Genomic DNA, 26,541 nt, shown 5'->3' with positions numbered 1-26,541 from the left:
TATTATTTTCCTGCCCTTCCACTTATTTTACCGTTATCTTAGCATTCCCACAGGTTTCTATTTTATTCTGGCATTCTTTCCGCATATGATGTATAATCGTTCCGTCAGGAGGCTCAGCTATGCTATCATTCATAAAAACATTACTACAGGCTGCCGCATGGCCCATCCAGGCACCTGAACCATACTCCGCCTTTCACATCCTGCTCTGCGCTGCCGGCATACCGCTTGCCGTCTTTCTGGCCCGGCGCCTGGCACGCATATGCCTGCACCCCCGCGGTGTGCTGTTTATCTGCGGCCTGATTTTAGCTGTCAGCGAACTGTATAAGCAGAGCTTCCTATATTTTATCGTCAGCCAGGGCCAGTACAACTGGTGGTATTTTCCCTTCCAGCTGTGCAGCGTCCCCATGTACCTGTGCCTGATTCTTCCGTTATTCAGGCACCCGTCCCATCGCTCCACGGAAAAGCGCATATGCACCTTCATGCAGGATTTTGCCCTTTTGGGAGGCGTCATGGCACTGGCGGAACCCAGCGGCCTCATGCATCCCTATCTGCTTTTGACGCTCCACGGGTTCCTGTGGCATTTTATGCTCATCTTCATCGGCCTGTACTGCGCCATGACCGGCCTGGGAGGCAGGACCCCAGGCGACTTTGTATCCATGCTGCCCCTGTTTTTGGCCTGCGTGTGTATAGCCACGTTCATAAACGTGGTTTCCCACCCCTACGGCAACGCTGATATGTTTTATATCAGCCCCTATTATCCAAACGGACAGATTGTTTTCCACCAGATTGCCCTCACCATAGGTACTGCCGCCGGAAACCTTCTGTATCTGGCAGCCATGGTTCTGGGAGGCTTTATCTGCCACCTGTCCCTGAGGCGGCTGTTTCCCCGGTAACCGGGCTGACTGTTTCCCCAACCGGGCCGGCTGTTTCCCCAACCGGGCCGGCTGTTTCCCCAACCGGGCCGGCTGTTCCCCAACCGGGCCGGCTGTTCCCCAACCGGGCCGGCTGTTCCCGGTAACCGGGCCGGCTGTTCCCCAACCGGGCCGGCTGTTCCCGGTAACCGGGCCGGCTGTTCCCCCAACCGGGCCGGCTGTTCCAGCCAGACGGAAGGCGGCTTCTGCCATGCCCTCTTACCATTCCTCAATACGTTCCCTTTTTCAAAAGTTTGCGCAGATAGGCAAAGGCAGTCTCCTCCCCCTGGTCCTTCAGCATATGGAGAAGCTTTTCCAAAAGCGCTCTGGTCTGGGGATGGATGGTGATGTAATTCTTTGTATACTCGTAGTATTCCAGCGGAGCCGCGCTGGTATAGGCTTTTCCCTTATACACCTCACATGCAGCTATCCGGTCGCAGACCATCTCGGCCACATACCGCAGCGGCATCTTATTGCCCACCAGGCCCTCCTCCTTATGGCTGGAAATATCAATCCAATACTCATAATGATGCTTATTCCTGCCCTTATGGTGGAGCCAGGCCCTGGAATACCCCACGGTCTCACGCTCAGCCGCATTGGGGCTGCGGTTTCCCTGATAATACCTGACCCCGGTCCAGAACTCTTCCAGGCTGTACTTGGAAAGATCATGGGTAAGCCCCTGCCAATACAGGCCAATCTGGAAGCAATGCTTCCTGACCAGGTTTCTGTGCCTTGTAATGGTAGAAAAATGGTTCCATATATTACAGATTTTCATTCAAATCCCTTCTTTACACATTAATACTCATAGCGCATTGTATTGAAATATGCTTTAGTATATCATAAAACTCACCTTTTTGCCTGTATTTCTTCATATTTTAACCTTTGAACAACAGAATCTGAGGTTTATATAAATTGTTTATACTTAATGCCCAAAAACGTTTGACACTTTTCAACATTTATGATATCCTTAGGACAGTTGCGAAATAGCTTGCAACATATCACATTTTTTTATTTTTTATATTTTTTGGAGGTATCGTAATGAAAGGTACAGTTAAGTGGTTCAACAACCAGAAGGGTTACGGATTTATTTCCGACGAGCAGGGAAACGATGTATTCGTTCACTACTCAGGTCTGAACATGGATGGCTTCAAGTCCTTAGACGAGGGCGCAGAAGTTGAGTTCGATGTAGTAAACGGAGCTAAGGGTCCTCAGGCTACAAACGTAACCAAATTATAATCAATGAACAACAGTGTACCTTTTTCAAACATATATCATCACTGATAGAGGTTGAAGTAAGTTATATCTGATTTCAAATGATTACAAGTGAGAGCCAGTCCTGCGACTGGCTCTTATTGTTATCTCTTTAAAAAACCGGTTATATCCGCACGATATTCCTGCCCTGGCGCCCTATCTGGCTTTCTTCAGCATATCCTTCAGCTCATCCACGGAAAATGTGTAATTCTTATTGCAGAAATGGCAGTTCACCTCAATGGGCTTGCCATCCTCTATCATTTCCTGGATATCCTTTCTGCCCACACTGATCAATGCCTTCTCCACCCGGTCCTTTGTGCAGTTGCAGTAAAATACAGCGGGAAGCCTTCCGCCGGTTTCCAGGCCGAATTCGCCCAGCACATACTCCAGTATCATCTCCGGCGTGTTGCCCGCGTCCAGCAGGGTTGTGATGGACGAAATCTCCTTCAGCTTGTTTTCCAGTCTGCCGATAATATCCTCGGAAGCTCCCGGCATCAGCTGGATGATGAAACCGCCGGACTGGCGCACCGTGTTGTCCTTATTCATCAGAACCCCCAGCGCCACGGAGGACGGCGTCTGCTCAGAGGTGGCGTAATAATACGTCAGGTCCTCCGCAATCTCTCCGGTCACCAGAATGGTCTGTCCCACATATGGCTCTTTTAGTCCGATGTCCTTGATAACACTTAAGACGCCCACGCCCAACGCTCCGCCCACGTCCAGTTTCCCCTTTTCATTGGGAGGAAGCATCACCATGGGATTAACTGCATATCCCTTCACATTTCCCCTGGAATCCGCTGTCACGGTCAGGCCGCCGATGGGTCCGTCCCCCTGTATCTTAAGGGTGAGAAGGTCATCTTCCCCCTTCATGTCACATCCCATCATCACACCGGCCGTCAGCAGCCTGCCCAGGGCAGCCGTTGCCACCGGGCTGGTGTTATGGGATATTCTGGCCTGTTCCACCAGGTCCCTGGTGGTGGCGGCAAAGGCCCTGATCTGTCCTTCTGCCGCAGTTGCTCTGATTACATAATCTGCCATACGATTTACTCCTCGTCTCTCATTGTCTTTCCATGTTCCCTCATGATTATATAGATGCGTTCGCTGTCCTCCCGCACAGGATTGGAGGTGCATGCGTCGAAAGCGGCAACAAACTCCATGCCGGCCTCCCTGGCTGCCCTCTTCACCTCATCCAGGCTGTAGGCCCTCTGGAAATGCGTCTCTTCATACTTGCGGTACAACTCGCCCTCACGGATAAACAGGGTAAGGTCGTACTCATTGATTCCGGAACCTTCATCGTAAAAATTGTCCCAGATAAAGCTGCTCTCCTCCCTGGCCTCCGCAAAGGTATTATCTGCCAGCAATTCCCGGTATTTATACTCCGTGTTCAGGTCAAATATAAATACCCCTCTGGGGTCCAGATAATTATTGACCAGCCGGAACACCTGCACCAGATCCTGGTACTCCATAATATAGTTCATGGAATCACATATGCTGACAACCGCCCGCACCGTGCCGTAAAGCTCAAACTCCCGCATGTCCTGAAGGAGATAAAGAATGTCCTGTCCCGAGACCGCCCGTTTATCCATTGCCATCTGAAGCATTTCCCCGGAATTATCAATTCCAATCATATCATACCCGGCTTCTGCAAGGAGCCCGGTAAGGCTTCCCGTGCCGCAGCCCAGGTCCAGCACCAGGCCGTTTTCCACCCCCTGCTCCCGGAGCAGTCCGATTACATAGGAACACCACTCCTCATACGGCACATTGTCCTGAAAAATGTCGTAGACCTCCGCAAAACTGCTGTATGCTTCCATGTCCTCATCCTTCCCAATGGCGCTGCGTCTCATTCCCGCAGCCATCACCGAATCATCAATCGAGTAGGAGGCGGTGATTAACCGCCGTCCTCTCACAGCACCGTACGTACGGTTCTCGTATACGGCGCTTTCAATAGTTGGTGTGCAGAGACTGATAGGCTGCGGCTAAGTCATAAAAGCCCCAGTTTATCAGTCTTTCTTTACTTAATGCCCAGTTGACCGCCTTGTTTCCGGCATTGAACCAGTATCCCTTGCGGTCGTAGGCTATTGTTGCCGCATAATGGCTGTCTACTCCCAGTCCTATGAGTTTCCTCATTCTGGTTTTGGGCAGTTTCCACTGTTTCCAGATACACATCCGTATCCGGCGGTACAACCATCCATTCAGGCTTTCGATGTTTTTCTTCATGTCCGCTATCCCATAGTAGTTCAGCCATCCTCTCATGTAGACTTTTATCTTTTCCATGGTTCGGATGATACTCCCGCACCTGCTCCGGGAAGTAAGCCTGCGCAGTTTCTCCTTGGCTTTCTTCCATGACGTTCCATGGACACGGATATAGGTCCCTGTTCCGTTCTTCCCAAAACAAAAACCAAGGAACTTAAAATTTTGGATTGCGAACACACTGACCGTTCGGCTCTTTTCCCGATTCACTCTCAGTTTCAGCCTTGCCTCCAGATATTTCGTGCTGGATTCCAGCAGTCGTTCTGCCGCCCGTTCGCTCTTTGCCAGCAGTACGAGAACAACTGCCCTCGTGTATCCCTGTTCGATATACTCCTTTATCCTGAGAATGGCGTCTTTTGCTCCTCGTCCCGGACGATAGCCGAAGCTGTCTTTCGAGAACAATGGTTCGTAGATTGGCATGAGCTGTTGAAGCATTGCCTGCTGGATGATACGGTCTATTACGGTGGGGATACCAAGCTTTCGTATCCCTCCCTCCGGCTTCGGAATCTCCACACGCCTGACTGGAGATGGGGTATACTTCCCCTTCCTGATTCTCTCTACCAGTTCATAGTTATTCTCCCTCAGCCATGGTAACGCCGCTTCAATGGTCATTCCATCCACTCCCGGCGCTCCCTTGTTTGCCTTCACTCTTTTGTAAGCCCTGTTCAGATTTTCCTTGTTCAGTATCTTACTTAAGATGTCTGGCTCTGCACTGTCTCTTTCCTTCCATATCCGGTTGAATGAGCGGTGCGCTCTCACATACCCTTTGCGTTCCGCGCTATCTCTTTGCGAGCAGCTTTCTCTGTTTTCTGTACCCATCTGCCCATTCCTCCTTTCCCTGTCGTACTAAAGACTCCTATTGATTCGGTCCTTCACTGAAAACAGCTACTATGACCTCTGCTGACTTCTGTACGCTCAGCATTACCTCTCGGCAATGGTTACTCCTTTCAGAGCATTCCGTACAGACCTCCCTGGGTACCACACGTTTCTTTCCCTCCATCTATCTGCCGCATTTACTGTACACGATTCCGTGTAGCTATCGGGCTTCATCTTGTGTTGCAGACTTACCCTCATGTACAGCCTTCTATACGGTTTCTGTCCGTCAGACCAGAGGTTTGCCCATGGGTTCGTTCCCCACATCCGGCTTCCTTCAGATTTGCAGTCACCTGCAACACCCTTGCCTTCGGCTATATCCTTCCCGCTACCAGGTGGATTCAGGACTTTCACCCGTTAGAAACGTGCGCCGCCAGGCGCACAAATCGGATAGGGGAGATTTTAACCTCCCCTTCCACACCACGTAGCGTACCGTTCGGTACTACGCGGTTCAATAGTTTACTCGGACTTTCAGATAGTGGGCAGTCATATCGGGATAACCAAGTCTGTCCACTATGATTCTTTTGGTGAGTGCCGAGTTGAGCATTCCCGCCGCTCTCCACACTCCCTTTCGGCAGTTCGCCATCTCATGCACCTTCCACTCTGGTAAATGTAACGCCCGCAACATTTTATATCTTGTGCGTACCTTCTTCCATTGTTTCCAGTACACCGCTCGGATTCTGTGGCGCAGCCACTCATCCGTCTGTTCCATCAGGCTTTTCATGTCTGCATATCGATAATAGTTAATCCATCCCCTTGCATAGCTTCGGAGTTTTTCTTCCCTCTCCTGATTGCTCCATTTGTTCCCTCTGGTTGTCAGCTCCCGTATCCGGTTCTTCATTTTTGCCACCGACTTCGGGTGTATCCTCATGCGGCATTTCCCTTTATGCCGGTAAAAGCCGTAGCCCAGGTATTTTATCTTGCTGACGTGGCTCACTGTCGTTTTCTGAAGATTGACTTTCAGAAACACTTTTCCTGTGATGAATGGCACAATGTTTTCCATTGTCCTCTCTGCGCTTTTCCTGCTTTTGCACAGAATCAGGCAGTCATCCGCATACCTCACATACTTGTGTCCCCTGCGCTCCAGTTCCTTGTCCAACTCATTCAGCATGACATTTCCACATAAGGGACTTAGCGGGCCTCCCTGCGGCACGCCCTCGGTCGTTGCGTGAAATCCTCCGTCCTCCATTACTCCGGCTTTCAGGTACTTGTGTATCAGCGAGATTACCCTCCCGTCCTTCACCGTCCTCGACAGCACCTCTATCAGCTTGCTGTGGTTCACCGTGTCAAAGTAGGATTGTAAATCCATGCTGACCACGTAGACATATCCTTCGTTGATATATTTCCTACATCTTTCCAGTGCGTCATGCGCCCCTCTGCCGGGACGGAATCCGATGCTGTTGTCAGAGAACTGTTCTTCATATAAGGGCGTCAGTTCCTGTGCGATTGCCTGTTGGATTACCCTGTCTACCACTGTGGGTATCCCCAGTTTCCTTGTTTTTCCTTTCTCCTCTTTGGGTATTTCTACCCTTCGGACTGGGTTTGGCTTGTATTTGCCTTCCCTCACCTGCTCGACCAATTCGGACTGGTGTTCTCTCAGGTAGGGTAGAAGTTCATCCACCTGCATTCCGTCAATCCCACCAACGCCTTTGTTCGTTTTGACCTTCTTATAGGCGGCATTTAGATTGTCGCTTCTAAGAATCGTATCTAGCAGGTTGTCCGTCCGAAAGTCCGTGTTGGTGTCGGGGTTCCCGGTAATCCTTTCATGGGCGTACTCTCCTGTTTCCCTTCCCTGTTCCGCAGGTATCTCTCGCAGGTAGTCCTCAATATGAAGTTGTCTGTACTTAATTCCATGTCCGGTTTCCATTTGGTAACGACACCTCCTACTGTTCAGTCCTTCCCGGTGCGTTTGCGACCGCCCGGTACTATGACCTCTGCTGACTTCTCACGGCAAGCTTTACTCCGTGACAGCGAATGTTTTATCGCCACTTTCACGTCCGTGAGACCTCCCCGGGTACTCACACGTTCTTTCCCACTTATACCTGCCCCGTTTACTGCTGGCGTTCCGTGCAGTTATTGGACTTTAGTTTGTTAGGCAACCTCATCCACGCTTCACAGCCTATCCGGACAACTTTTACAGGCCAGTGGTTTGCCTCCGGCTTCCTTCAGACCCCACCTCACGATGACGCCCTTGCCATTGGCTGCACCCTTCCCACTGCCGGGCGGGTCAGGGACTTTCACCCGTTAGAACGTGCGCCCGCCGGGCGCACCTACAAAAGCGCCTGTCCGGAACAGTTCCGGGCAGGCGGGTAAAATCATGGGCTTTATGTGTTCTTTCCGCAGCACTTCTTATATTTCTTGCCGCTTCCGCATGGGCAGGGTTCATTTGGGAAAATCTTCTTACCCTTGCGTACTGTACCGGAAGCCTTCTGGGATTTGTACAGTTCCTTGCGCTTGTCCGGAGTAAGAATCTCATCCCACTGTGGAAGCTCATACAGCCAGTTAGCCTTTGCCTCTACCATATTGTAGTACAGCTTCTCCGGATCAATCTCAATCTTAACCTCGGTATCCTCTTCCATGGTATCAATGGGGTTCTCATACCCCTTCAGGCTCTCATTGATTCCATCCAGGAAACCGGTCATAATGAGGATTTCCGTATTGTACTTCTCTGCCAGGCCCTTTACAGTGCCTGTGATAACCTCTGTTGGGTTAGAGAGAATCTGCTCATAGATTCCCTTCTCAATCTGAAAATATCCAGCCCACAATTCTTCTTTCTTTTTATCATCCAGGCCGTCGCCGTAAGCCAGATTTCTCCATGTCTCTAACAGTGCCATAGTAAAACCATCCTTTTTGTATTATTTATGTTCCAGGGGCTTCCTGTTCCGGGCGCCATGCCTCATCCTGTCTGCCGGACCGCTCCGCTGCCTGTCCATGGCCGCCCATAACCCTTAGTATATAACAAAACATAAGATTTTTCAAACATATTTTATTTTTATACAACTTTTATACAGGTAAATACACCCTAATCTTAAATCATTTCCCTTATATCCCAATCCTCTGTTTTTGTTTCACCTGCAGATAAAGGGTATTTTTTCTGTTTTTCTGCAAATAATATACCTGAATCCAATTCAATTCAAAAGGAGGTTTTACCATGAAAGTAAATGGAAAAAACGAGAGCATCAAATGTACCATCAAGAATTGTGCTTACAATGCACAGTCTGAGGATTACTGCACCCTTGACGCCATCAAGGTCGGAACTCATGAAATGAACCCAACCAAGAAGGAATGTACAGACTGCGAGTCTTTTGTAAATAAGGCCCAGTAATTCCAATCCCGGGGACTGCGTCCAGACAGGAAATACCGCTGTCTGGCACAGTCCCTTTTTTCTTTCATTTATCAGATGATAGCACATTATCCACAGCTTTTTCCACAACATTGCGGATAAACAGACAAATTCGGTGATTCATCCGCAAATCCGACAAAAAAATCAAAAAGAAAAACATCCGCAGTGATATGATACCATCAATCACAGCGGATGCTTTATATATTAACATGGTTTTCTCTTTGTATTTGGCCCCATTCCTTCCCGCCTGGAATTATGGGTCTGGTTCTGGTTCTCCGGCTTCACCTTTTCAGTAATGGAAGAAAAATATGTAAAAAAAATTCAAACTTAACTTGTATTTTTTCCCAGCCGTGCTATAATCAAATCTATGGGGACATAGCTCAGCTGGGAGAGCGCTGCGTTCGCAACGCAGAGACCGCGGGTTCGAATCCCGTTGTCTCCATTGTTTTTAAATCCACGTAATTGCGGGAAACAACGTAACAGCGTGGGTTTTTGATTGTCTAAAATCATTGTATTATCCTTATATGGGTATGAAAATATGCAAATATAGCGCACGGTATCACACGAAAACAGCGGGTCCGGCTGCATCCGGTACCCGTTATTTTACTGATTAATTTTTATCCTGCTGCTTTCCAAATGCCAAAATTCTTTACCACTTAACCCTGCGGATAGCGGCAGCCACAAAGGGCAATTTAATAGACAGGCCCACAATACCCAGCCGACTATAGTTACACACTTATTTAAAAACAGACTTTATGAAATGCAAAAAAATCAGACGTCATTGTCTGGCTGTTGTATTCCAAAACCCGGTACACTCCAATTCTCTACCATGCTCCAGGCGGCTCCGTCACCTGACTTTTGCCGTACTCGAATATCGCCTTGTAAAAATCCTTCCCCTTGTCCAGATTATATTTATTGTAATAAAGCCGCACAGTTAATTTGTCAGGCGTTCCATTCATCGCATTATGCCGGGAAACAATTCCCTGAACCTTATGGTCAATCTGCCAAGGTTTGTATACGATGACATACAGGTCCGTTTCTCTGAAATCCGAACCGCTATAGGAGAATACCTTATAGATTCTGTAATCAGGCAGCCGAATATAACAGGCCGTCAGTGCCAATACTGTCATCAGGCCTGCCGCGGCCAGATATTTCCATATTTTTTTCATTCCTCCCCCTCCATTACTTATAGAACGGAGAAGTGTATAATAATTCCCTTTGTTCGGTCAGTATGCTTGTATTTTTTGATATATTTCCGACATTCATAATGTCACGAGAACTATTACAATAATTACAATAGAACAATACACAATATGAAAAAAGGCTCCGAAGCAGCTTATAATTTTGGTCTCAGAGTGCTCTTTATAGTTTATTGCAAGAACTGCTTGCCATCTTCCCCGCCTATATGGTATAATTAATCTCGTTGGAGACATAGCTCAGCTGGGAGAGCATCTGCTTGACGTGTAGAGGGTCGCAGGTTCGAGTCCTGTTGTCTCCACTATTTAGAAAGTGCCTGTACGCAATCTCTTATTTGTCACAACATCCGTTTTTTCATATTTCAGTTTCATATACAAAAAAGTTCCATCCGAACTCTGTTCACAGCCAGCAATCCTATATCTGTTCCCACTTCTGGCAGGAGTTCCTTTCAATTCTCCCTCCTCTGACTGCGGTATGTTTTCAGGATTCAGGCCTATACATATGACGTGCATCCTCAAGCTTCCATGCACCATTTTCATCAATCGTATAGCCGACTGGTGTAAATGTATCATTCAGCATACGGATAAATCCCCGTTCATTCCCTGTTTCCACGTTTCTGCGAATGCTTCTTGTATAAAAGTGCCCGAAATAAACATTACAAATGCAATCGCGGCCATCCATTTTTTTACTTTCATCCCTTACGCCTTCTTTAATCACAATCATTTGTATCCAGTTAACAAATTTAGCCATTCCTATTTGCCTTTAGTCCTAAATATGGGATTAAAATATCTCTCTTTCAATATCTGTAATCTCTGCTTCCGTATTCTCTTCTATAAAATACCGTATTGCTTCCATAACACTATCCGCTTGAGCGCTATTCGGTACGATAGATGCCACGCCAATGACAATTGTCTGGTGTATATCCTGCTCTCCCACCTCTGCCACGGCCACGTTAAATTTGTTCCGCACCTTAGACAGCAAGCTTTTAACAACCATACGTTTTTCTTTCAATGAATGAACCCAGGGCGCATGGAGCTTGATTTTTAATGATATAATTAGCATTGTATTTACCTCGGAATAATCGCATTTTTGAAACGAATAAAGAACCGTCCTCCGGCAAGAAAACAGTCCGCCTCATATCTGATACATCACTGTACATTTACTCATCTTTTGATTGCAAAACATTCCTTTTTAACTTCATCCCCGGGCTTTAAAGCCAAATATTATTACCATCCCGGAGTAACAGTATCCTGATTCAAAAAATCTTATTGCTCACCTACAACAGAGCCATATGATTGTTCTGCCACTTATCCACAATCATAATACCACCATATATAGATAAACACAATATCAATCCTGATTATCTTGTGTTCGCAGTGGATACTGTGGATAAGTTTGTTGATAACCCGTGGATTAAATGTGGATGCAGACTGTTTCCTTTCCTATATTTCTCCATCCATACTTAATTTATCTGCATTTTATTTATCACCTATCACCACAAAATATTGTCCCATGATTTATAATGTAGTATGATTAGGATATATTATCTGGTAAATGGGTCTACCAATACATCGGTAGTGTCAAGTAATCTATGAAAACTAAGCCGGAAAAAATCGGCTCAAATGAACCTTGAAAACTGCAGATATACCAAGAGCCAGGCCCTCCGGGAGCTTAGGGCGCCGCCCTAAGAACTTGCAAGGGACCTGTCCCTTGACCCAATATCGGGCTCTGCCCGAACCCGTCCTCGCCGGAAGGCAGGAAAAGGGCGCACCTGCCCCCTTTTCTGTTTTACAGGATTATCCGTGAACCTTATGTCAAGAGGCTTTCGCGGCATATCCTCGCACTTTGTGCTCCGGTATTCCACGGTCCTCCTGACAACAGTTCCGCTCCTTTTAGACTGCGGCTGTTTTCCGGAGATTTAGGATGGTCTGCTGGCCCAGAAAGATGAGAAGCTGCCATTTGCCCGGCATGTTGTCTGCTCCCCGCAGGATTTCCACATCATTGAGCACATGGTAGTTGTTGTGTTTATGAGGGCGTAGAAAGTTGTAATAAGCGACCCACAGGGCAAGGTCATAGTTGGCTCCATCGATGGTGTCAAAGCCGTTGGTCTTTCGATAGGAAGCCTTGTAGGTGCGGTTAAGCCGTTCGATCATCTGCTTAAAAGGCCGGAATTCTTTGGAGACGGCGTCATCATTGGTAAGCCCGATGACCTGGGTGATGTGGAACTTAAAAGCATCGCCGAATTCATGAAAGAACTGCTGGGCGGCAAGAGGATACGCACTATAGCCATCGGCAATAAAGCGGAAGTTTTTGGGAAGCTCCTTAAAGTGGCGGAATGCCATGCGCATGGCCATGATACAGGGGCCGACGCCCCGGTTATCTGAGACCCTGTAGCCGATGATGGAGCGTTTGGCGGCATCCATGATAAACCAGATATAAGATTTGATGCCGCGAACTTTGATGTAGGTCTCGTCGGCGGTAAAGGTAGTGCCAGCGCCGTAATCATAGTTATCAACAAAGGGCTTGATACAGATGGCGGCGCTCTTGCAGTAGTTAGCGATCTGCTGATGAGAGATTTGGATGTTGTAGAGGTCTTTCAGGGCCTGGGAAGTCTTACGCAGAGAAAGGGAAAGGTTTACATGAAGGGTGAGGCACAGGGACATGACATGGGAATCGAACTTATTGAATTTGAGGGAGGAGGCATTCTTTGGCAGGGAGTTTAAGTCCATGCGAAAGAAATCTATCGTGAATTCGCGGTAGAGGTAGTGAAGCTTGTATTCATTTTTGCCATAGTCTTTCTCCAGGTGTTCTTTATCGACGTTTTTGAGGTTATGGAGATAGTAGGGACATTTCTGGTTGACGCATTTGTGGAGGATGAAGTGTTTCCGGTCCTTTTTGTGGACAAGGGCATGTCCGCAGTGGGGACAGCGCAGGGTATAGTGCTTGGAGAAGCGGTTATCATCAGTAGAGAAGTTGGTATCACATACTTTGCATTTTAACTGTCCTTTGGAACCATTATTACGATAAAGAAAAGGCTGAGGAGCATGGCAGGAGGGACAGGTACAGTCAGGAGAGATATCGCATTCCTTGCGCCGTGCAACAGGCCGAATCTTCTTATGGTATTTATATTCGAAGTAAGGGATGAGGAGCTGCCAGTCCCAATCGTTTTGATGAAACTGAAGCATAGGGAGTTCATCGGTTCTGAATTTTTGGTATTTAGGGGAATGGGAATCATCAAAAGCCCATTGTTTGAGAGGGATATATTTGCAGATAAAAGTAATGAGCCAGCAGTTCTGCTGGTAAAGAAATTGAATGAGTGACAATAAATAGGTAATACTATTCATAAGCAATGAAATTCCTTTCTGTGTTTGTGGGATTGGTTTACCTAAAGTATTGACACAAAAAGGGAGGTCATTGCTTTTTTCTTTGAAAAAGTGGTGTAATCCCTAAAAATACAAGGTTTGTAACAAAGAGAGTATGAAAGTTTTTCTGTAAATAGCTATTAAGCATTAGGTCTTCTATGATAAAATCTATTATCATAAGGAGGCCTATTATTATGGCAAGAAGAGAAAAACAGCCCGTACACAAAGTAGTCATGACGGAGGGGAAAAGGAACATCGTCCATCAGCTCCTGGAAGAGTATGACATCCAGACTGCGGAGGATATCCAGGAAGCCCTCAAAGACCTGCTGGGGAGCACCCTGAAGGAGATGATGGAAGCGGAGATGGATGAGCATCTCGGCTATGGGAGGTCAGAACGGTCGGATTCGGATGATTACCGCAATGGCTACAAGCCCAAGCGGATCAACAGCAGCTTCGGGAGCATGGACATCCAGGTGCCCCAGGACAGGAAGTCCACGTTTGAACCCCAGGTGGTAAGAAAGCGCCAGAAGGACATTTCCGGCATTGACCAGAAGATCATATCCATGTATGCAAAAGGCATGACAACCCGCCAAATCTCGGATACCTTGATGGACATTTATGGTTTTGAGGCTTCGGAAGGGTTCATCTCGGACGTGACGGACAAGATACTGCCGCAGATTGAAGACTGGCAGAACCGCCCGCTGGAGGAAGTCTATCCCGTGGTCTACATCGACGCAATCCATTATTCCGTGCGGGAGGACGGGGTAATCCGCAAGCTTGCCGCCTATGTCATCCTCGGCCTTACGCTGGAAGGTAAAAAGGAAGTCCTGAGCATACAGATCGGGGAGAATGAAAGCTCCAAGTACTGGCTCTGCGTTCTGAACGAGTTGAAGAACCGCGGTGTGAAGGATATCCTCATTCTCTGCTCGGACGGGCTCACGGGCATTAAGGAAGCCATAACGGCGGCATTCCCGAAGACGGAGCAGCAGCGCTGCATCGTACATATGGTACGGAACACGCTGAAATACGTCTCCGACAAGGACCGGAAAGCATTTGCCACGGACCTGAAAACCATCTACCATGCCGCAAACGAGGAAAAGGCGCTGGAGGCGCTGGAGAAGGTGACGGAAAAGTGGACGCCAAAGTACCCCAACTCAATGAAACGCTGGCATGACAACTGGGATGTGGTATCCCCCATCTTCAAGTTTTCCATGGAGGTCAGGAAGGTGATCTATACTACCAACGCGATCGAGAGCCTCAACTCTACCTACCGGAAGCTCAACCGCCAGCGGAGCGTGTTCCCGGGCAGCACGGCGCTCTTAAAGGCTCTGTACCTGGCCACGTTCGAGGCGACGAAGAAGTGGACCATGCCCATCCGCAACTGGGGGCAGGTCTATGGGGAACTGTCCATTATGTACGAAGGCAGACTGCCGGAATAAGAGCGCACAGGCATAGGTGTACACCTATCCGGAAAGGAGCTTTCCATGTATGGATTTTCAAAATACGATGCTCAGGACAGGTACGACAGCTATAATACTGTACAGGTGAAGTTAAAACTGAATATGAAGACAGATGCAGATATCCTGGCCTGGGTCAGACAGCACAAATATGGCAGGGACACTTCCGTCCAAGGGGCCATCAAGGCCCTGATACGGGAAGACATCGCCAGAGGCCAGGCCGATGGGACACAAGGTTAATCCCTCTGCATTTTACATTCGTTGGCTGTCTGCAGCTCTGACAGGGATTCCATGATAGACAGGTAATCGATCCCCTCCACAACAGTCCCTGTGCCAGGGTCAAACAGTTCATCGTCTGCGGTGGCTTTCGGGTCATAGGATTTCAGTTCACTGTCATACCAGCTATAGATATCACTGTATAAGTCGGCTGCATGATCCAGCAGGGACTGCAGTCCATTGATCTTTGCCCTGATATCTTCAGGTACAAAGGGATCGTCTGTTTTTAGCTTCATGGCACACCTCCTGATGTTTTCCTGTAAGAAGTGTACCATAATTTGATGGGATTTTCCAATACATCTTGACAGAATCCAAAAGCATCCGTATAGTAAAGGTAGGTGGTCACGACATCCACCTACCTTTCTCATTAACTTATCATAGAAGATCTCAATTTACAGACTTTTTTTCATACTCTCGTAACAAAAAATGAGGTAGTAAACTTGACACTACCAATACATCACGGGAGGTATTAAAATGAAATTCTTCACCAAAGCACTCATCATCCTGGCGGTTATCCTCCTTATATTGGCATTAGGCGACAGCATATTTAATGGTCTTTTCAACAATGACGGATATCGTCCCGTAACCCAGCAAATGAAAGAGGTCATGACAGGAGCCCAGTAGGTTCCTTTTTTGCTCCTTTTAATATCCTGTCACTGATATTCACAATCTTCTTACAAATCGTTCATATTTTCGCTACAGGATGCTCATATTTAGCCCATATACTATATTTTGTAAGTTGATATTGCTAATCATACTTTTTTTCATAATACAGCCGGCAGGAGAAATCCTGACCGGCTCCTCCCTTTTTACAGGCTGCTTTTGACCTGTATTCAATCTTCCACACCTTGTCCATCCGTGGATGAGGACTTCAGATTCAAATAATATCTGACGCCTCCTCCAGATTAAATCTGACAAAAATAAAAATATTCCACCTCATTTATGATAATACTCATATTTGGATTATCCAGCAAACTTCTTGTCCTGTTTATGACATTTATGAGCGACTTCTTATATGTTCCACCATCAGCCACCTCCACCGGGTTCCTGACAGCCGAGACACAATGCCCTATTTTCCCCAGTTGGCAGCCGCGTATCTCACCGCATATCAGGCTGTGTGTTGTCACGGTCCCGGTGACATAGATTCCTGTGGAACCGTACTCCTCGTCCGCAGCCTTTTACAATATCTTACATACCGCATTCATTGCAGGTCCACATATCTTAAAACAGATTAAGAACAAATATACTGTATTTTATTCCTCCCTGCCTGCCTGCTTTATGATTTGATTGACATATGTGCTCAGCCCTGCCAGCAGAATTCCCTGGGTTATGGCGGTAAATATTGCCATAAAAATTTCCTGGCCCGACCGGCATGTACTTGTGGCAAGCACATAAATCCCGCATATGACAATTCCCAGGCCCCCGTTGATCAATGGGATATATCTGTCCTTAACCGCCTCACTCTGTTTAATCCACATGCCCACGAAATACAGCACAAGAGCTACCACAATTAATTCCGGTTTTATATAATCCGTTATCTGCATATACATTCTCCTTCCGTTACTTTTCTTACTATTAGTATATTAAACAGAACAGGATTTGACAGTCCGAAGCACAAAAAAGAGAAGCCCTACGGCTCCTCTTCCATTTTCCCATAAACCTCAGTATCTGCTTTCTGTCTCAGCGTGTTAGGCCCCAGATACTCGCCATCGTGCCACCTGGGATTGAATGTCTCTACATTCTTTGCCTGCTCCTCCAGTTCTTTTGTGGATTTCTGCTCTCCCTGCTTCATTATCATCACCTCTGGGATAGTATGTACCATGACAGTCCGAAACATGTATCGAATATACAGTCCCAAAAAGCCCGGCCCCGGGGATAACATTGCGACAGTATGTCAGCTTCTAAACTGCCAGCCCGGTGATATAATAGAATATATGCCTGAACAATAATGGTTTCTGCGAGGTATTCCCAGCTCTGTTTGCCGTGTTCCTCCAGGCAGAGAATGAAAAGAATAAACTATTATAAAAAACCGGCCCTCTATCAGGAGGCAGGGGTACGTGAATGCTGGATTGTAGACCCGGCCAGGGAAATTATTGTGTTTTTTGATTTTCCAAATGAAACACCGCCTACCATTTACCGATTTACCGATTCTGTTAAAGTCAGCATATATAAGGATTTTTCCATCGACTTTAGCCAATTAAACCTTTGATACCATCCACATTGCAGCGGAACCATAACGGGACTGCTGCTTTTTTATCTCTTTGCCTTTCTGGCGGACACCGTCAAAACTCTTGATAGCTAGTACAGCATTGCCAAAATAATAATGAATAGACGTTGCTTTTTTATTGTAGTCGGTGCATAATAATTCTATCACTAAAGAATGGATGGGTTATTATGCGAAGGAAAACAATTGATACTATCCCGGTTTTATCTGATGCCATGAAAAACATATTATCTGCTTTTTCAAAAAGCCGCTCCCTTCCGTCAGGACTGGTCAAAAGAGCCAGCATTGTCCTGCTTGCGTCACAGGGGGAACTCAACCAGAATATTGCACCACAGGTCGGGCTTCATTATAATAATGTTGCCACCTGGCGCAGTCGGTTCCTCGCGGCGCTCCCAGCCTTGCGGAGGATTGAAATGGACGCCCCGGAAAAGCTTGAAGATGAGATACGGGCAGTCCTGTCCGATAAAAAACGCCCCGGTGCCCCGTCTGTTTTTACGCCGGACCAGATCATGCGGATCATCGACCTTGCTTGCAGCAACCCAAATGATTTTGGGTACGAAGTAAGCCAGTGGAGCCTCCCGCTGTTAGTGGCAGAAATTAAAAAGCAGGGGATCGCTGAACAGATTTCTGAGAAATCTGTCAGCCGTTTTTTAAAAATGAGGTAGATTTACATCCCCACAGAATCCGTTACTGGCTTCATTCTTCGGAAAAGACGGAAGCCCCGGAATCTTTTGCGCGGAAAGTAAACGAAATCTGCGGCCTGTACCAGAGTGCCCAGGAACAAAGCCGGGAAGGTGCACACATTGTTTCCACGGATGAAATGACCGGGGTACAGGCGCTGGAACATAAATATCCTGACAAGCTCCCATTACCCGGCCAGTGCGCCAAAATGGAGTTTGAGTATATCCGCCATGGCACGACCAGCCTCATCGGGTTCTTTGATGTTGCAACGGGCCGTATGGAAATGCCGTATTTAAACTCCACACGCACAGAAGAGGATTTTGTGGAAGCCGTGAAAGCATTGGTAAGGACAGACCCGCAAGCCCCATGGACATTTATATGCGATGGCCTAAACACCCATAAGTCGGAAACCCTTGTCCGCTTTGTGGCAGAAGCCTGTGCCCTTGGCGTGGAACTGGGCAAAAAAGGGAAAACAGGGATCCTTAAAAGTATGGAAAGCCGGGCGGATTTCCTGCATGACCCTTCCCACCGGATCCGCTTTGTCTATACTCCGAAACACAGTTCCTGGATGAACCAGATTGAGATATGGTTTGGCATCATTAACCGGAAGCTGCTGAAGCGGAAAAGCTGCCTATCAATAGAAGAACTGGAAGCAAGCATCCTGCGCTTTATTGAACAATACAATCTTACAGCACACCCATTTAAGTGGACATATGCCGGGATACCATTAGTAATTTAATCACTGATATTTAAGCAATACTGTACTAGTATCAATTTGTCTGGCCGGACCGTGTCCTCCGAAATCCCCTCCGCTGACGTCCGTAAGAATCGGAAAAAGAAATGCTGCTGAAGCTCTACCGCCTAAAGGCGGTGGTTTATACCTTAGGCTTGGAAAATAAACCAGGTATTAAACGGAAGGATAAGTATTTCCTACTTTCTCTTTTATGATATTCCTAGTATGACTCTATTTTAATAAGTTTACATTATTATCCTGAAATGGTATAATACTTATAGACCATTTCAGGAGGTAAAATGATGCCAAAGAGTGCTACGCCTATTTTTCTTTCCAATGATGATAAGTCATATTTAAAGTCCATTCTACAGAAGGGGACTGTTGAAGCCAGAGTCCACAGGAGAGCCAAAATCCTCTTATTAAAATCAGATGGCATGGCAGATGAAGCCATTGCTGACAAACTCGATATTTCGAGACCGACGGTAAAGCTCTGCCTGAAAAAATATATGGAATCAGGCGTAAAAGCTGCCATGGAAGACAGTAAAGGCCGTGGCCGCAGGATTGAAATTACCGATGATGCAAAGGCATGGGTAATCAATATTGCCTGCCAAAAGCCTTCCGCATTCGGCCTCCCGGCAGAGTTATGGTATCCATTGAGCCTTACCCGCTACATCAATTCCGTTGCTGAACAGGAAGGATATCCCCGTATGGCGACAGCATCTGAGTTTTCTATCCGGAAGATACTTAGGAAAGCAATGCTTAATCCCCATAAGGTCACCTATTATTGTGAAAAACGGGATCCTGACTTTGAAAAGAAGATGCATGATGTGCTGGTCATTTACAAACAGGTTGAACTCCGCTTTGATGAAAATGGAAGTTTGATTCCGTTTGCCGGTGATGAAGAGCCGGTACATACATTATCCTATGATGAAAAGCCCGGGATCCAAGCGATTGCCACCACAACCGGGGACAGGCCCCCGGCTGCCAGTACGGAAAAAATGTCCACCGTACAGCGTGATTATGAGTATAAACGTCTGGGGACGCTCTCCCTATTGGCAGCGATTGACCTGTTGACCGGGGAAGCTATCCCACTGGTAAGCAATACTCATAAAAGCAGCGATTTTGTAACATTCCTTAAAATATTGGATGAGAAATACCCAAAAGGGGACAAAATACGGCTTATACTGGATAACCACTCCGCCCATACATCCAGGGAGACACAGGAATATCTGAATACAGTTCCTGGAAGGTTTGAATTTGTGTTCACACCCACACATGGCTCCTGGCTGAATATGGTGGAAGGCTTTTTCAGCAAAATGACCCGCCAGATGTTGTCCGGGATTCGTGTAGGCCCGAAAGAGGAACTAAAGGAACGGATTTTGAAATACTTTGAAGAAATCAATGAGGTTCCCGTCCCCTACAAATGGAAATACCGCTTGGACACGATTGATCTTTCGGAAGAGGATGTGGGCACAATCGTCTATGAAGTTGTAAATGCGAAAGCAGCAAGTCCTGAAAACCAAGGGAAACGTGCGCCCAAAGCACGGACACGTAAGCCAAGAAATCAGATTACTACCAATGCTTAAATTGTAAGCTTATTTAAATCGAGTTATACTAGTATGGCCCTTTTTTCAGGAAGACAAAACATTTTTATTTTTTTCATGCATCTTAAGCGGCATCATCAAGTGGTGGAGCATGATCTCATAAGCCTTTGCCTTATTGCCTGCTTTTAATGCCTTCAGATATTCCCGGTGTTCATTCATAGTCCCAGTAATACGTCCCTTCACGGCCAGTGCATCCAGAGAAGTCAGGCGTATCAGATACAGGAGCCGCTGGAAAATATGGTCGAACTCATCATTTTGCATATAGTTTACGAGAAGCAGATGAAACTGATGGTCGTAGTCAATAAAATCCTCCAAACAGTCCTCTTTATCAAACACTTCTTCCATATTTTTAAGCACAGCTTCCAAATCTTTTAAAAGCTGCCTTCCTCGTTCTGTATAAATCTGCGACGCGATCATATTGGTACAAAATCCCTCTATGGCGCATCGTATCTCTATACTGTCTTTCATATCCTTCTCATTTAACTGCCGTATCATAAATCCCTTGCTGGGAATAATGGTGATATAACCGTCCTGGCTCAAAGACTGCAACGCCTCTCTCATCGGTGTCCTGGAAATGCCGATTTGAGCAGACAGTTTTGTCTCAGAGTAAAGCACCCTTGGTTCCAGTTCCCCGGAAAGAATACTATTTTTTATGGAATCGTAGGCATGTAGCTGCAGCAGACTCTTTTCTTTCATAAAGTAACCATACTTTCTTTGCATATTTCTCATAGTAAATAACCATTTTATATTAAATCAAATTCAGGATTCTGTCAAGAAAATATCCCCTGTTCCTGATAGGCCCGTCTAAAAAAACTCATGCCAAATATATATCTGACGGACGCATCAAGGGCCATAAAAATTGCACAAAAATCTCGTTAAAAATTTGTCTATTATGCATCTTAAGTATCTCTTGACAGTATCCCGGTATCCCGGTATACTGTCAAGAGATAGAATCTAACAAAACAACACAAGCAAAGTCAAGGAGGAAAACAAATGTGCGTTTATGAAATAGGCAAGTTAAGAGTGGTTGATTTATCTAAGATCATCGATCCTGCGACCGAGACCAGAAGGTGTCATCTGTTCCGCTTTAATACAGGTGGTGCTATCCCGGATTTCCATACTAATATGGACCTGATGAGCCATCTGGGAACACACTGCGAGTGTCCTTACCATCATGATGATAACTGGCCATCCGCAGCTGATCTGCCTTTAACTACTTTTATGGGCCGTGCCGTATATGTGGATTTCAGGGAAACGGTTGCAAAAAGAGGCCACATTACCGCTGCTGACTTAGACCGTGAGGCAAAGAAAGTAAAGGAAGGCGACATTGTCATCATCGACTCTTCTTACAAGCTGGCACCATTTACCGCGGATACCAACACCGAGAAGGATCAGCGTCTTTTGATCAATGCAGAGAGCGCTCAGTGGTTTAGGGAGCACAAGGTAAAAGCAGTTGGTTTCGGTGACGGCGTTTCTATTGAAAACTGTAATGAAGATGTAAAGCCGTTCCACGATATCCTGATGGCTGAGAATATCGTATTCCTGGAAGTGTTAAAGAATCTGGAAGAGTTAAAAACAGATGTATTTTTCATGAGCTATTCTCCGCTTCCTATCAAGGGACTCGATTCCAGCCCTGTGCGTGCATACGCGATCGAGGGACTTACCGAGTTTTCTGAATAAATACCTGACGACAGATTGGGCAACCTTTCGTTGAGGGCTGCCCTTTTTAGCAAAGGAGACTTTATGAGAATTGCCGTAATCGGTGCAGGGGCTATGGGGTCCATTTATGGCGGACGCCTCTCACAGCACAACGAAGTGATCTTAGTAGATACAAACCAGGATATCGTAGAGCATATCAATAAAAACGGCCTGTTGATTGATGAAAATGGTACCACAGGCCGCTATCATCCCCATGCAGTCTGCCATACAGAAAAAGAACAGCCTGCTGATCTGGTCATTGTTTTCGTAAAAGCGCTTTTTTCCAGAAATGCCCTTGAACAGAATCGTTCTTTGATCGGATCGGATACCCGTCTGATGACCCTCCAAAATGGAGCAGGACACGAGGACCTTTTAAAAGAATTTGTCAGTGAAGACCACATTGTCATCGGAACTACCGAAGATAATGGAGCAGTCCTTGGTCCGGGACATGTCAGACGCGGAGGAACCGGCGTTACCAATCTCGGAATGTTGACAGAGAATGCCGGCCAGTTCTTAAACCATCTGAAAGAAGTATTTGATTCCTGCGGTTTTCAGATAAAAATACATGATAATATCCAAAAACTGATATGGGATAAGCTTTTTACCAATGTGTCCTTAAGCGCACTGACCGGAATCCTTCAGGTAGATATGGGATATATTGCTGCTGATGCCTACGCATGGAAGCTCTGCTGCCAGCTTATCCACGAAACCATTGAAGCTGCAGCTGCTGCCGGTCTTGTTTTTGACGAAGCAGCGGTGATCGAAAAAGTAAAGAACACTTCTATCCAGAATCCAAATGGTTGTACTTCTATCCGGGCTGACCTGCGGGATGGCAGACGTACAGAAGTAGACACCATCAGCGGCGCCGTTGTCCGCACAGCAAAAAAATATCATGTGGCAGTGCCTGGACATGAATTTGTAGTGACCATGATACATGCTATGGAAGGAAGAAACTAACAAAAGAGGGGAAATAAACTATGATCTTTTCATCTATCAAAAACCACGACGTATTTGAAACCTATCCAGACGCCATCAAAAAAGCTCTGGATTATCTGGCAAGCCACGATTTTGCAGCTATGGAACCTGGCGTATATGAAATCCAGGGGAAAGAGATCTATGCTCAGGTGTTTGACGCTGTCACCGTAGAGCCGGATACCAAAAAAGCGGAATCCCATGAAAAATATCTGGATGTGCAGTATCTTGTTTCCGGTAAGGAGCGTCTTGGCTTTACAAAAAACACTGGAGATTATCAGATTGCTGAGCATATCAAGGAACGTGACCTTATCTTCTATCAGTCTGTAGAAGATGAAGGATGGATTGAATCCCGTCCAGGTTGTTTTTGCATCTTCTTTCCTTCCGACATTCACCGTCCGGAGTGTATTTCCGGCGAATCCATGAAACTGCGTAAAGTAGTCGTTAAAGTAAGCGCAGCTCTTTTGTAGAAAGCGGCAGGAGGTATTCCGATATGTTTAAAAAAATCCTATTGGCTGCAGGACTTTTATGTCTTACAGGAATGTTATCTGCCTGCGGTGGACAAACAGAGCAGAAAGTGACCGAGATCCGAGTAGCTTTTAACCAAAATGAAAATCACCCTCAGTATCTTGCTATGAAGGATTTTGGTGAAAAGTTTGAAAAAGCAACCAATGGCCGTTACCATATGACCATTTATCCAAACGGTGTTCTGGGAGAACAGGGCGCTATGGCAGAATTTATCCGTACCGGCGCCCTGCAGATGGCCATCGTTCCCGGCAGCGTTCCTGAAGGATATGATGCAGACTTTGCGATCGTAGGCGCGCCGTATCTTTATGATAACATTGACCATCTGGAGCATGCAGTTATGGGCGGAGTATTTGATGAGCTGTTTTCCTCTACGGATAAGTACAAATTCCGCGTCCTCACGGTGTACACCGCTGGCGAAAGAAATGTATACGCGAAAAAGCCTATCAATTCCGCCGATGATCTAAAGGGTATGATCATTCGTGTCAATGACAGCCCTACCTATGTAGAAATGACCAAGCTAATGGGCGGAAACGGAGCCGTTATGGCACAGTCAGAAGTTTACACCGCACTGCAGCAGGGCGTTATCGATGCTGCGGAAAACAGTGAGCTGGTTTACCGTGACTTTAAGAACTATGAGGTAGCGCCTTACTATGCCTACACCCGCCACATTGTTCACCCGGATGTCGTCCTTGCCAGCACAGATTTCTTAAATTCCATGAGTGACGGAGACAGAGCGATCTTTGATCAGCTGATAAAGGAATCTACCGAAAAAGAATTTACGCTTTTTAAGGAAGCCATTGAACAGGCAAAGAAAGATACGGAAGCTGCCGGCGCACAGTTCTGCTATCCTGATACAGAAGAATTAAGAGAACGCTGCATGCCGTTGCTTCAAAGGATTGCAGAACAATCTGATGTAACGAAAAAGATCTATGCAGATGTAACCGCACTGAGAGGGGGGGAGCAATCATGAAAACATTAAAACAGGGACTGGATCGTTTTCTGGCTACAGTCTGCATCATTGACTTTATTGGTATGGTGCTGCTGACTGTATATCAGGTTATCATGCGCTATGTGTTCAAAAGCCCCAGCAGTGTCAGTGAGGTGCTTGCCCGCTATTGCTTCGTGTGGCTCATCCTTCTGTCCGCTACCTGCGTATTCGGTCAGAGAGACCATATCTGCATCACCTTTTTAAAAGATAAGCTGACGGGAAGTGCAAGAAGAACATTAGATATCATCAATGAAATCGTGATCATCATCTTTTCCGGCACCATTCTGGTATATGGCGGCATGGTCATCACTACCATGAATATGCTTCAATACGATTCTATCTTAAAAATCCCTACCGGAACCGTATACAGCATCATTCCCGTCTGCGGTGTACTGATCATCTTTTACAGTCTGTACAACCTGCGCGAGATTTTTACCAAAAAAGAAGGGGGAGTATAAATTATGTCTATTGCAGTTCAGGTAGCCATTGTCATGGTCATATTACTGGTCGTTATGCTTGCAGCGGGCATACCCATTGGAGTAGGAATCGGTCTTTCCTCTGCTGTTTCTATGATCTGTATGCTGCCAGGCAATGTTGCTTTTGCCACATCCGCCCAGAGAATTTTTGCAGGCTCTAACTCCTTTTCACTGATCGCCATCCCGTTTTTTATCCTTGCAGGAAATATCATGAATAACGGCGGCATTGCTCTGCGTCTTGTCAATTGTGCCAAAGTATTAGGCGGAAAAATGCCTGGTTCCCTGGCACAGGCCAACGTTATCGCAAACATGCTCTTTGGCGCTATCAGCGGTTCTGGCGCTGCTGCTGCGGCGGCTATCGGAAGTACCATGGGCCCTCTGGAGGAAAAAGAAGGTTACGGCAAAAATTATTCCGTTGCTGTCAATGTTGCCTCCGCTCCTGTAGGAATGCTCATTCCCCCAAGCAATACCATGATCGTATACTCTACGGTAGCCGGCAGTGTTTCCATTGCTGCCCTGTTCATGGCAGGCTATATTCCTGGTATCATCTGGGGTGCCGGCGTCATTATCTTAGCAACTACTGCAGCAAAACGATTAGGATACCGCAGCTCCAGCGAGCTGACCCTTAAGATCGCTTTAAAAACATTTTGGCAGGCAGTACCAAGTCTTTTGATGATCGTCATCGTTATCGGCGGTATTTTAGGTGGTATCTTTACTGCTACCGAAGGTTCTGCCGTTGCTGTTGTATACGCTACTGTGCTGTCTCTTATCTATGGTTCTATTAAAGTAAAAGATATCCCAAGGATCGTTCTGGATTCTGCTAAGATCACTGGTACCATCACATTCATGATCGGCTTATCCTCTATCATGTCCTGGGCGATGGCTTTTACGGGAATCCCGGATATGGTAGCAGCCGCTGTCCTCAGTGTTACAAGCAATAAGTTTTTAATTTTCCTTCTTATCAATGTGATCTTACTGTTTGTCGGTACTTTTATGGACCCAACCCCGGCAATCCTTATTTTTACACCAATCTTCCTTCCTATCTGCACCAGTTTAGGAATGAGCGCGGTACAGTTCGGTATTGTTCTATGCTATAACCTTTCTGTAGGAACCATCACTCCTCCTGTGGGAACGATCCTGTTTACTGGCTGTAAAGTAGGCGGTGTAACCATTGAAAGTGTTATCAAGCACCTGCTGCCGTATTTCGGTATCATCATAGTCGGTCTGCTTTTAGTTACCTATATCCCTGTACTTTCTCTGGGGCTGCCCTCTTTGTTGGAATTGATTTAAATTTAAAATACTAAAAGTACCAATTCGTTCTTAATAATATATAATTTTTTACGGGCCACTGCTTTATAGATGGGCAGAGCATCTATGGAGCAACGGCCCTGTTATATTTTAATCTTTATCTTAATACTCCAAACCCCTTTTCGGGCGAGTTCGATATCCTCTTCTGTTACCGGTATCGACCAGATATCATTTTTTTCAGAGCGTTCATCCCAGATTCTCTGATTTTCTTTTACATATTTCAATTTCTTCCCTCTCTATGTATTGTCAAGCAATCTGTTCCTTCCGTGAATATTCTGTACCTCATTAAATTTCGGATTTACTTAATCAGATTTCATCTGCGTCTTCTCCATTCACGGCGCGTCCGAATATATCCCGAACCCTCTTAACAATCCCGATTATATGCCTAACTCTCTTCCATTTTTCGGAACAC

The 26,541-nt window shown here is 46.3% G+C and carries 32 protein-coding genes, 2 tRNA genes and 1 pseudogene; 20 read left to right on the top strand and 15 right to left on the bottom strand.

What is annotated here, in order from left to right:
* Positions 1-119 precede the first annotated feature (119 nt).
* Positions 120-893 carry a TMEM164 family acyltransferase gene (locus LA360_RS26790; RefSeq protein WP_022201457.1) on the top strand — a complete coding sequence of 258 codons (774 nt, stop codon included), beginning with the start codon at positions 120-122 and terminating at the stop codon, positions 891-893.
* On the opposite strand, the gene LA360_RS26785 is transcribed toward LA360_RS26790, so the two are convergent.
* Together LA360_RS26785 and LA360_RS26780 are read right to left on the bottom strand one after the other, a co-directional pair.
* Positions 853-1,137 (bottom strand): hypothetical protein, encoded by a 285-nt coding sequence (locus LA360_RS26785; protein WP_112482463.1) that lies wholly within the window; start codon positions 1,135-1,137, stop codon positions 853-855. The genes LA360_RS26790 and LA360_RS26785 overlap by 41 nt on opposite strands.
* Positions 1,138-1,140: 3 nt before the next feature.
* The gene (locus LA360_RS26780) at positions 1,141-1,686 is read right to left on the bottom strand and encodes a DUF5662 family protein (RefSeq protein ID WP_022201456.1); all 546 of its coding nucleotides are present in this window, start codon (positions 1,684-1,686) and stop codon (positions 1,141-1,143) included.
* A 263-nt stretch (positions 1,687-1,949) separates the two neighbouring features.
* Between LA360_RS26780 and LA360_RS26775 the strand changes: the two genes are divergently transcribed.
* Positions 1,950-2,147 (top strand): cold shock domain-containing protein, encoded by a 198-nt coding sequence (locus LA360_RS26775; RefSeq protein WP_002569705.1) that lies wholly within the window; start codon positions 1,950-1,952, stop codon positions 2,145-2,147.
* A gap of 171 nt (positions 2,148-2,318) precedes the next feature.
* Here the strand turns inward: LA360_RS26775 and hslO are convergent, their stop codons facing one another.
* The 4 genes from hslO to ltrA form a co-directional block, all read right to left on the bottom strand.
* Positions 2,319-3,197: an Hsp33 family molecular chaperone HslO gene (gene hslO / locus LA360_RS26770; protein ID WP_112482461.1), complete on the bottom strand. Its 879-nt coding sequence runs from the start codon at positions 3,195-3,197 to the stop codon at positions 2,319-2,321.
* A 5-nt stretch (positions 3,198-3,202) separates the two neighbouring features.
* Positions 3,203-3,970: a class I SAM-dependent DNA methyltransferase gene (locus LA360_RS26765; RefSeq protein ID WP_057573249.1), complete on the bottom strand. Its 768-nt coding sequence runs from the start codon at positions 3,968-3,970 to the stop codon at positions 3,203-3,205.
* Positions 3,971-4,100: 130 nt separating this feature from the next.
* Complete coding sequence (locus LA360_RS26760; RefSeq protein WP_112482459.1) at positions 4,101-5,228, bottom strand: group II intron maturase-specific domain-containing protein; 1,128 nt, start codon at positions 5,226-5,228, stop codon at positions 4,101-4,103.
* A 505-nt stretch (positions 5,229-5,733) separates the two neighbouring features.
* The gene (ltrA, locus tag LA360_RS26755) at positions 5,734-7,149 is read right to left on the bottom strand and encodes a group II intron reverse transcriptase/maturase (protein WP_166433710.1); all 1,416 of its coding nucleotides are present in this window, start codon (positions 7,147-7,149) and stop codon (positions 5,734-5,736) included.
* A 221-nt stretch (positions 7,150-7,370) separates the two neighbouring features.
* On the opposite strand from ltrA, the gene LA360_RS26750 reads away from it, so the two are divergent.
* Entirely contained in the window at positions 7,371-7,595 is a 225-nt protein-coding gene (locus LA360_RS26750) for a hypothetical protein (RefSeq protein WP_146774957.1), read from the top strand.
* A gap of 11 nt (positions 7,596-7,606) precedes the next feature.
* On the opposite strand, the gene LA360_RS26745 is transcribed toward LA360_RS26750, so the two are convergent.
* Positions 7,607-8,116: an SEC-C metal-binding domain-containing protein gene (locus LA360_RS26745; protein WP_022203045.1), complete on the bottom strand. Its 510-nt coding sequence runs from the start codon at positions 8,114-8,116 to the stop codon at positions 7,607-7,609.
* A gap of 317 nt (positions 8,117-8,433) precedes the next feature.
* Between LA360_RS26745 and LA360_RS26740 the strand changes: the two genes are divergently transcribed.
* The gene (locus tag LA360_RS26740; protein WP_002575716.1) at positions 8,434-8,607 is read left to right on the top strand and encodes a DUF1540 domain-containing protein; all 174 of its coding nucleotides are present in this window, start codon (positions 8,434-8,436) and stop codon (positions 8,605-8,607) included.
* A 387-nt stretch (positions 8,608-8,994) separates the two neighbouring features.
* Positions 8,995-9,067 (top strand) — tRNA-Ala (locus tag LA360_RS26735).
* Positions 9,068-9,449: 382 nt separating this feature from the next.
* Here the strand turns inward: LA360_RS26735 and LA360_RS26730 are convergent.
* Positions 9,450-9,794 (bottom strand): hypothetical protein, encoded by a 345-nt coding sequence (locus LA360_RS26730; protein WP_022203046.1) that lies wholly within the window; start codon positions 9,792-9,794, stop codon positions 9,450-9,452.
* Positions 9,795-10,050: 256 nt separating this feature from the next.
* On the opposite strand from LA360_RS26730, the gene LA360_RS26725 reads away from it, so the two are divergent.
* Positions 10,051-10,123 (top strand) — tRNA-Val (locus tag LA360_RS26725).
* Between the two features lie 179 nt (positions 10,124-10,302).
* On the opposite strand, the gene LA360_RS26720 is transcribed toward LA360_RS26725, so the two are convergent.
* The 3 genes from LA360_RS26720 to LA360_RS31660 all read right to left on the bottom strand — a co-directional run bounded on the left by LA360_RS26720 (position 10,303) and on the right by LA360_RS31660 (position 13,166).
* The gene (locus LA360_RS26720; RefSeq protein ID WP_225537715.1) at positions 10,303-10,572 is read right to left on the bottom strand and encodes a hypothetical protein; all 270 of its coding nucleotides are present in this window, start codon (positions 10,570-10,572) and stop codon (positions 10,303-10,305) included.
* Between the two features lie 30 nt (positions 10,573-10,602).
* The gene (locus tag LA360_RS26715) at positions 10,603-10,884 is read right to left on the bottom strand and encodes a DUF503 domain-containing protein (RefSeq protein ID WP_057573188.1); all 282 of its coding nucleotides are present in this window, start codon (positions 10,882-10,884) and stop codon (positions 10,603-10,605) included.
* Between the two features lie 830 nt (positions 10,885-11,714).
* Positions 11,715-13,166 (bottom strand): DDE-type integrase/transposase/recombinase, encoded by a 1,452-nt coding sequence (locus LA360_RS31660; protein WP_112482007.1) that lies wholly within the window; start codon positions 13,164-13,166, stop codon positions 11,715-11,717.
* A 251-nt stretch (positions 13,167-13,417) separates the two neighbouring features.
* Here LA360_RS31660 and LA360_RS26705 point away from each other — a divergent pair, with 251 nt between their 5' ends.
* Positions 13,418-14,623, top strand: a complete 1,206-nt coding sequence (locus LA360_RS26705) for an IS256 family transposase (protein WP_173876956.1) — start codon at positions 13,418-13,420, stop codon at positions 14,621-14,623.
* A gap of 45 nt (positions 14,624-14,668) precedes the next feature.
* The gene (locus LA360_RS26700; protein ID WP_002583243.1) at positions 14,669-14,881 is read left to right on the top strand and encodes a hypothetical protein; all 213 of its coding nucleotides are present in this window, start codon (positions 14,669-14,671) and stop codon (positions 14,879-14,881) included.
* Here the strand turns inward: LA360_RS26700 and LA360_RS26695 are convergent.
* Positions 14,878-15,153, bottom strand: a complete 276-nt coding sequence (locus tag LA360_RS26695) for a hypothetical protein (protein ID WP_002583244.1) — start codon at positions 15,151-15,153, stop codon at positions 14,878-14,880. The two genes, LA360_RS26700 and LA360_RS26695, sit on opposite strands and share 4 nt — an antisense overlap.
* 238 nt (positions 15,154-15,391) lie before the next feature.
* Between LA360_RS26695 and LA360_RS26690 the strand changes: the two genes are divergently transcribed.
* Positions 15,392-15,541 carry a hypothetical protein gene (locus LA360_RS26690; protein ID WP_022202593.1) on the top strand — a complete coding sequence of 50 codons (150 nt, stop codon included), beginning with the start codon at positions 15,392-15,394 and terminating at the stop codon, positions 15,539-15,541.
* A 629-nt stretch (positions 15,542-16,170) separates the two neighbouring features.
* Here LA360_RS26690 and LA360_RS26685 read toward each other — a convergent pair.
* Positions 16,171-16,461: a phage holin family protein gene (locus tag LA360_RS26685; RefSeq protein WP_022202592.1), complete on the bottom strand. Its 291-nt coding sequence runs from the start codon at positions 16,459-16,461 to the stop codon at positions 16,171-16,173.
* Positions 16,462-16,547: 86 nt separating this feature from the next.
* On the bottom strand, positions 16,548-16,799 hold the full coding sequence (locus tag LA360_RS26680) for a hypothetical protein (protein ID WP_162201157.1): 252 nt from the start codon (positions 16,797-16,799) through the stop codon (positions 16,548-16,550).
* On the opposite strand from LA360_RS26680, the gene LA360_RS32035 reads away from it, so the two are divergent.
* The 5 genes and pseudogenes from LA360_RS32035 (at position 16,738) to LA360_RS26655 (ending at position 20,141) form a co-directional block, all read left to right on the top strand.
* The gene (locus LA360_RS32035; protein WP_081031292.1) at positions 16,738-16,866 is read left to right on the top strand and encodes a helix-turn-helix domain-containing protein; all 129 of its coding nucleotides are present in this window, start codon (positions 16,738-16,740) and stop codon (positions 16,864-16,866) included. The genes LA360_RS26680 and LA360_RS32035 overlap by 62 nt on opposite strands.
* Positions 16,847-17,126, top strand: a pseudogene (locus LA360_RS26670) (Uma2 family endonuclease); the annotation flags it as partial. The gene LA360_RS32035 and the pseudogene LA360_RS26670, both read left to right, overlap by 20 nt.
* A 185-nt stretch (positions 17,127-17,311) precedes the next feature.
* A complete protein-coding gene (locus tag LA360_RS26665) occupies positions 17,312-17,806 on the top strand; it encodes a helix-turn-helix domain-containing protein (RefSeq protein WP_112482457.1) in 495 nt (164 codons plus the stop codon).
* Positions 17,776-18,561, top strand: coding sequence for a transposase (locus LA360_RS26660; RefSeq protein ID WP_112482455.1), 786 nt, complete (start codon positions 17,776-17,778; stop codon positions 18,559-18,561). Before LA360_RS26665 ends, LA360_RS26660 begins: the two co-directional genes overlap by 31 nt.
* A 296-nt stretch (positions 18,562-18,857) precedes the next feature.
* Positions 18,858-20,141, top strand: a complete 1,284-nt coding sequence (locus LA360_RS26655) for an IS630 family transposase (protein ID WP_112482453.1) — start codon at positions 18,858-18,860, stop codon at positions 20,139-20,141.
* Between the two features lie 45 nt (positions 20,142-20,186).
* Here the strand turns inward: LA360_RS26655 and LA360_RS26650 are convergent, their stop codons facing one another.
* Positions 20,187-20,855, bottom strand: a complete 669-nt coding sequence (locus LA360_RS26650; RefSeq protein WP_022202530.1) for a GntR family transcriptional regulator — start codon at positions 20,853-20,855, stop codon at positions 20,187-20,189.
* 297 nt (positions 20,856-21,152) lie between these two features.
* Between LA360_RS26650 and LA360_RS26645 the strand changes: the two genes are divergently transcribed.
* From LA360_RS26645 to LA360_RS26620, 6 genes are all read left to right on the top strand, one after another.
* A complete protein-coding gene (locus tag LA360_RS26645; protein ID WP_022202529.1) occupies positions 21,153-21,839 on the top strand; it encodes a cyclase family protein in 687 nt (228 codons plus the stop codon).
* A 63-nt stretch (positions 21,840-21,902) separates the two neighbouring features.
* The gene (locus LA360_RS26640) at positions 21,903-22,814 is read left to right on the top strand and encodes a ketopantoate reductase family protein (protein ID WP_057571925.1); all 912 of its coding nucleotides are present in this window, start codon (positions 21,903-21,905) and stop codon (positions 22,812-22,814) included.
* Between the two features lie 20 nt (positions 22,815-22,834).
* On the top strand, positions 22,835-23,299 hold the full coding sequence (locus LA360_RS26635; RefSeq protein ID WP_022202527.1) for a NanQ anomerase/TabA/YiaL family protein: 465 nt from the start codon (positions 22,835-22,837) through the stop codon (positions 23,297-23,299).
* Between the two features lie 23 nt (positions 23,300-23,322).
* A complete protein-coding gene (locus tag LA360_RS26630) occupies positions 23,323-24,327 on the top strand; it encodes a TRAP transporter substrate-binding protein (protein ID WP_057571924.1) in 1,005 nt (334 codons plus the stop codon).
* A complete protein-coding gene (locus LA360_RS26625) occupies positions 24,324-24,803 on the top strand; it encodes a TRAP transporter small permease (protein WP_022202526.1) in 480 nt (159 codons plus the stop codon). Before LA360_RS26630 ends, LA360_RS26625 begins: the two co-directional genes overlap by 4 nt.
* A gap of 3 nt (positions 24,804-24,806) precedes the next feature.
* On the top strand, positions 24,807-26,111 hold the full coding sequence (locus tag LA360_RS26620; RefSeq protein ID WP_057571923.1) for a TRAP transporter large permease: 1,305 nt from the start codon (positions 24,807-24,809) through the stop codon (positions 26,109-26,111).
* Positions 26,112-26,541: the final 430 nt, after the last annotated feature.

This window comes from Enterocloster clostridioformis, from assembly GCF_020297485.1.
Lineage (GTDB): Bacteria > Bacillota > Clostridia > Lachnospirales > Lachnospiraceae > Enterocloster > Enterocloster clostridioformis.
The sequence above is the reverse complement of the archived record's forward strand: the minus strand, read 5'-3'. Positions and strand labels throughout refer to the sequence as shown.

Coding starts and splice junctions, on each gene's coding strand:
- LA360_RS32035 (WP_081031292.1), top strand. CDS start 16,738: ATGACAGTCCGAAACATGTATCGAATATACAGTCCCAAAAAGCCCGGC.
- LA360_RS31660 (WP_112482007.1), bottom strand. CDS start 13,166: ATGAATAGTATTACCTATTTATTGTCACTCATTCAATTTCTTTACCAG.
- LA360_RS26780 (WP_022201456.1), bottom strand. CDS start 1,686: ATGAAAATCTGTAATATATGGAACCATTTTTCTACCATTACAAGGCAC.
- LA360_RS26745 (WP_022203045.1), bottom strand. CDS start 8,116: ATGGCACTGTTAGAGACATGGAGAAATCTGGCTTACGGCGACGGCCTG.
- hslO (WP_112482461.1), bottom strand. CDS start 3,197: ATGGCAGATTATGTAATCAGAGCAACTGCGGCAGAAGGACAGATCAGG.
- LA360_RS26790 (WP_022201457.1), top strand. CDS start 120: ATGCTATCATTCATAAAAACATTACTACAGGCTGCCGCATGGCCCATC.
- LA360_RS26760 (WP_112482459.1), bottom strand. CDS start 5,228: ATGGGTACAGAAAACAGAGAAAGCTGCTCGCAAAGAGATAGCGCGGAA.
- LA360_RS26655 (WP_112482453.1), top strand. CDS start 18,858: ATGCCAAAGAGTGCTACGCCTATTTTTCTTTCCAATGATGATAAGTCA.
- LA360_RS26640 (WP_057571925.1), top strand. CDS start 21,903: ATGAGAATTGCCGTAATCGGTGCAGGGGCTATGGGGTCCATTTATGGC.
- LA360_RS26625 (WP_022202526.1), top strand. CDS start 24,324: ATGAAAACATTAAAACAGGGACTGGATCGTTTTCTGGCTACAGTCTGC.
- LA360_RS26665 (WP_112482457.1), top strand. CDS start 17,312: ATGCGAAGGAAAACAATTGATACTATCCCGGTTTTATCTGATGCCATG.
- LA360_RS26700 (WP_002583243.1), top strand. CDS start 14,669: ATGTATGGATTTTCAAAATACGATGCTCAGGACAGGTACGACAGCTAT.
- LA360_RS26650 (WP_022202530.1), bottom strand. CDS start 20,855: ATGAAAGAAAAGAGTCTGCTGCAGCTACATGCCTACGATTCCATAAAA.
- LA360_RS26695 (WP_002583244.1), bottom strand. CDS start 15,153: ATGAAGCTAAAAACAGACGATCCCTTTGTACCTGAAGATATCAGGGCA.
- LA360_RS26730 (WP_022203046.1), bottom strand. CDS start 9,794: ATGAAAAAAATATGGAAATATCTGGCCGCGGCAGGCCTGATGACAGTA.
- LA360_RS26685 (WP_022202592.1), bottom strand. CDS start 16,461: ATGCAGATAACGGATTATATAAAACCGGAATTAATTGTGGTAGCTCTT.
- LA360_RS26705 (WP_173876956.1), top strand. CDS start 13,418: ATGACGGAGGGGAAAAGGAACATCGTCCATCAGCTCCTGGAAGAGTAT.
- LA360_RS26740 (WP_002575716.1), top strand. CDS start 8,434: ATGAAAGTAAATGGAAAAAACGAGAGCATCAAATGTACCATCAAGAAT.
- LA360_RS26775 (WP_002569705.1), top strand. CDS start 1,950: ATGAAAGGTACAGTTAAGTGGTTCAACAACCAGAAGGGTTACGGATTT.
- LA360_RS26680 (WP_162201157.1), bottom strand. CDS start 16,799: ATGTTATCCCCGGGGCCGGGCTTTTTGGGACTGTATATTCGATACATG.
- LA360_RS26785 (WP_112482463.1), bottom strand. CDS start 1,137: ATGGTAAGAGGGCATGGCAGAAGCCGCCTTCCGTCTGGCTGGAACAGC.
- LA360_RS26630 (WP_057571924.1), top strand. CDS start 23,323: ATGTTTAAAAAAATCCTATTGGCTGCAGGACTTTTATGTCTTACAGGA.
- LA360_RS26715 (WP_057573188.1), bottom strand. CDS start 10,884: ATGCTAATTATATCATTAAAAATCAAGCTCCATGCGCCCTGGGTTCAT.
- LA360_RS26765 (WP_057573249.1), bottom strand. CDS start 3,970: ATGGAAGCATACAGCAGTTTTGCGGAGGTCTACGACATTTTTCAGGAC.
- LA360_RS26635 (WP_022202527.1), top strand. CDS start 22,835: ATGATCTTTTCATCTATCAAAAACCACGACGTATTTGAAACCTATCCA.
- ltrA (WP_166433710.1), bottom strand. CDS start 7,149: ATGGAAACCGGACATGGAATTAAGTACAGACAACTTCATATTGAGGAC.
- LA360_RS26645 (WP_022202529.1), top strand. CDS start 21,153: ATGTGCGTTTATGAAATAGGCAAGTTAAGAGTGGTTGATTTATCTAAG.
- LA360_RS26690 (WP_022202593.1), top strand. CDS start 15,392: ATGAAATTCTTCACCAAAGCACTCATCATCCTGGCGGTTATCCTCCTT.
- LA360_RS26720 (WP_225537715.1), bottom strand. CDS start 10,572: ATGGCTAAATTTGTTAACTGGATACAAATGATTGTGATTAAAGAAGGC.
- LA360_RS26620 (WP_057571923.1), top strand. CDS start 24,807: ATGTCTATTGCAGTTCAGGTAGCCATTGTCATGGTCATATTACTGGTC.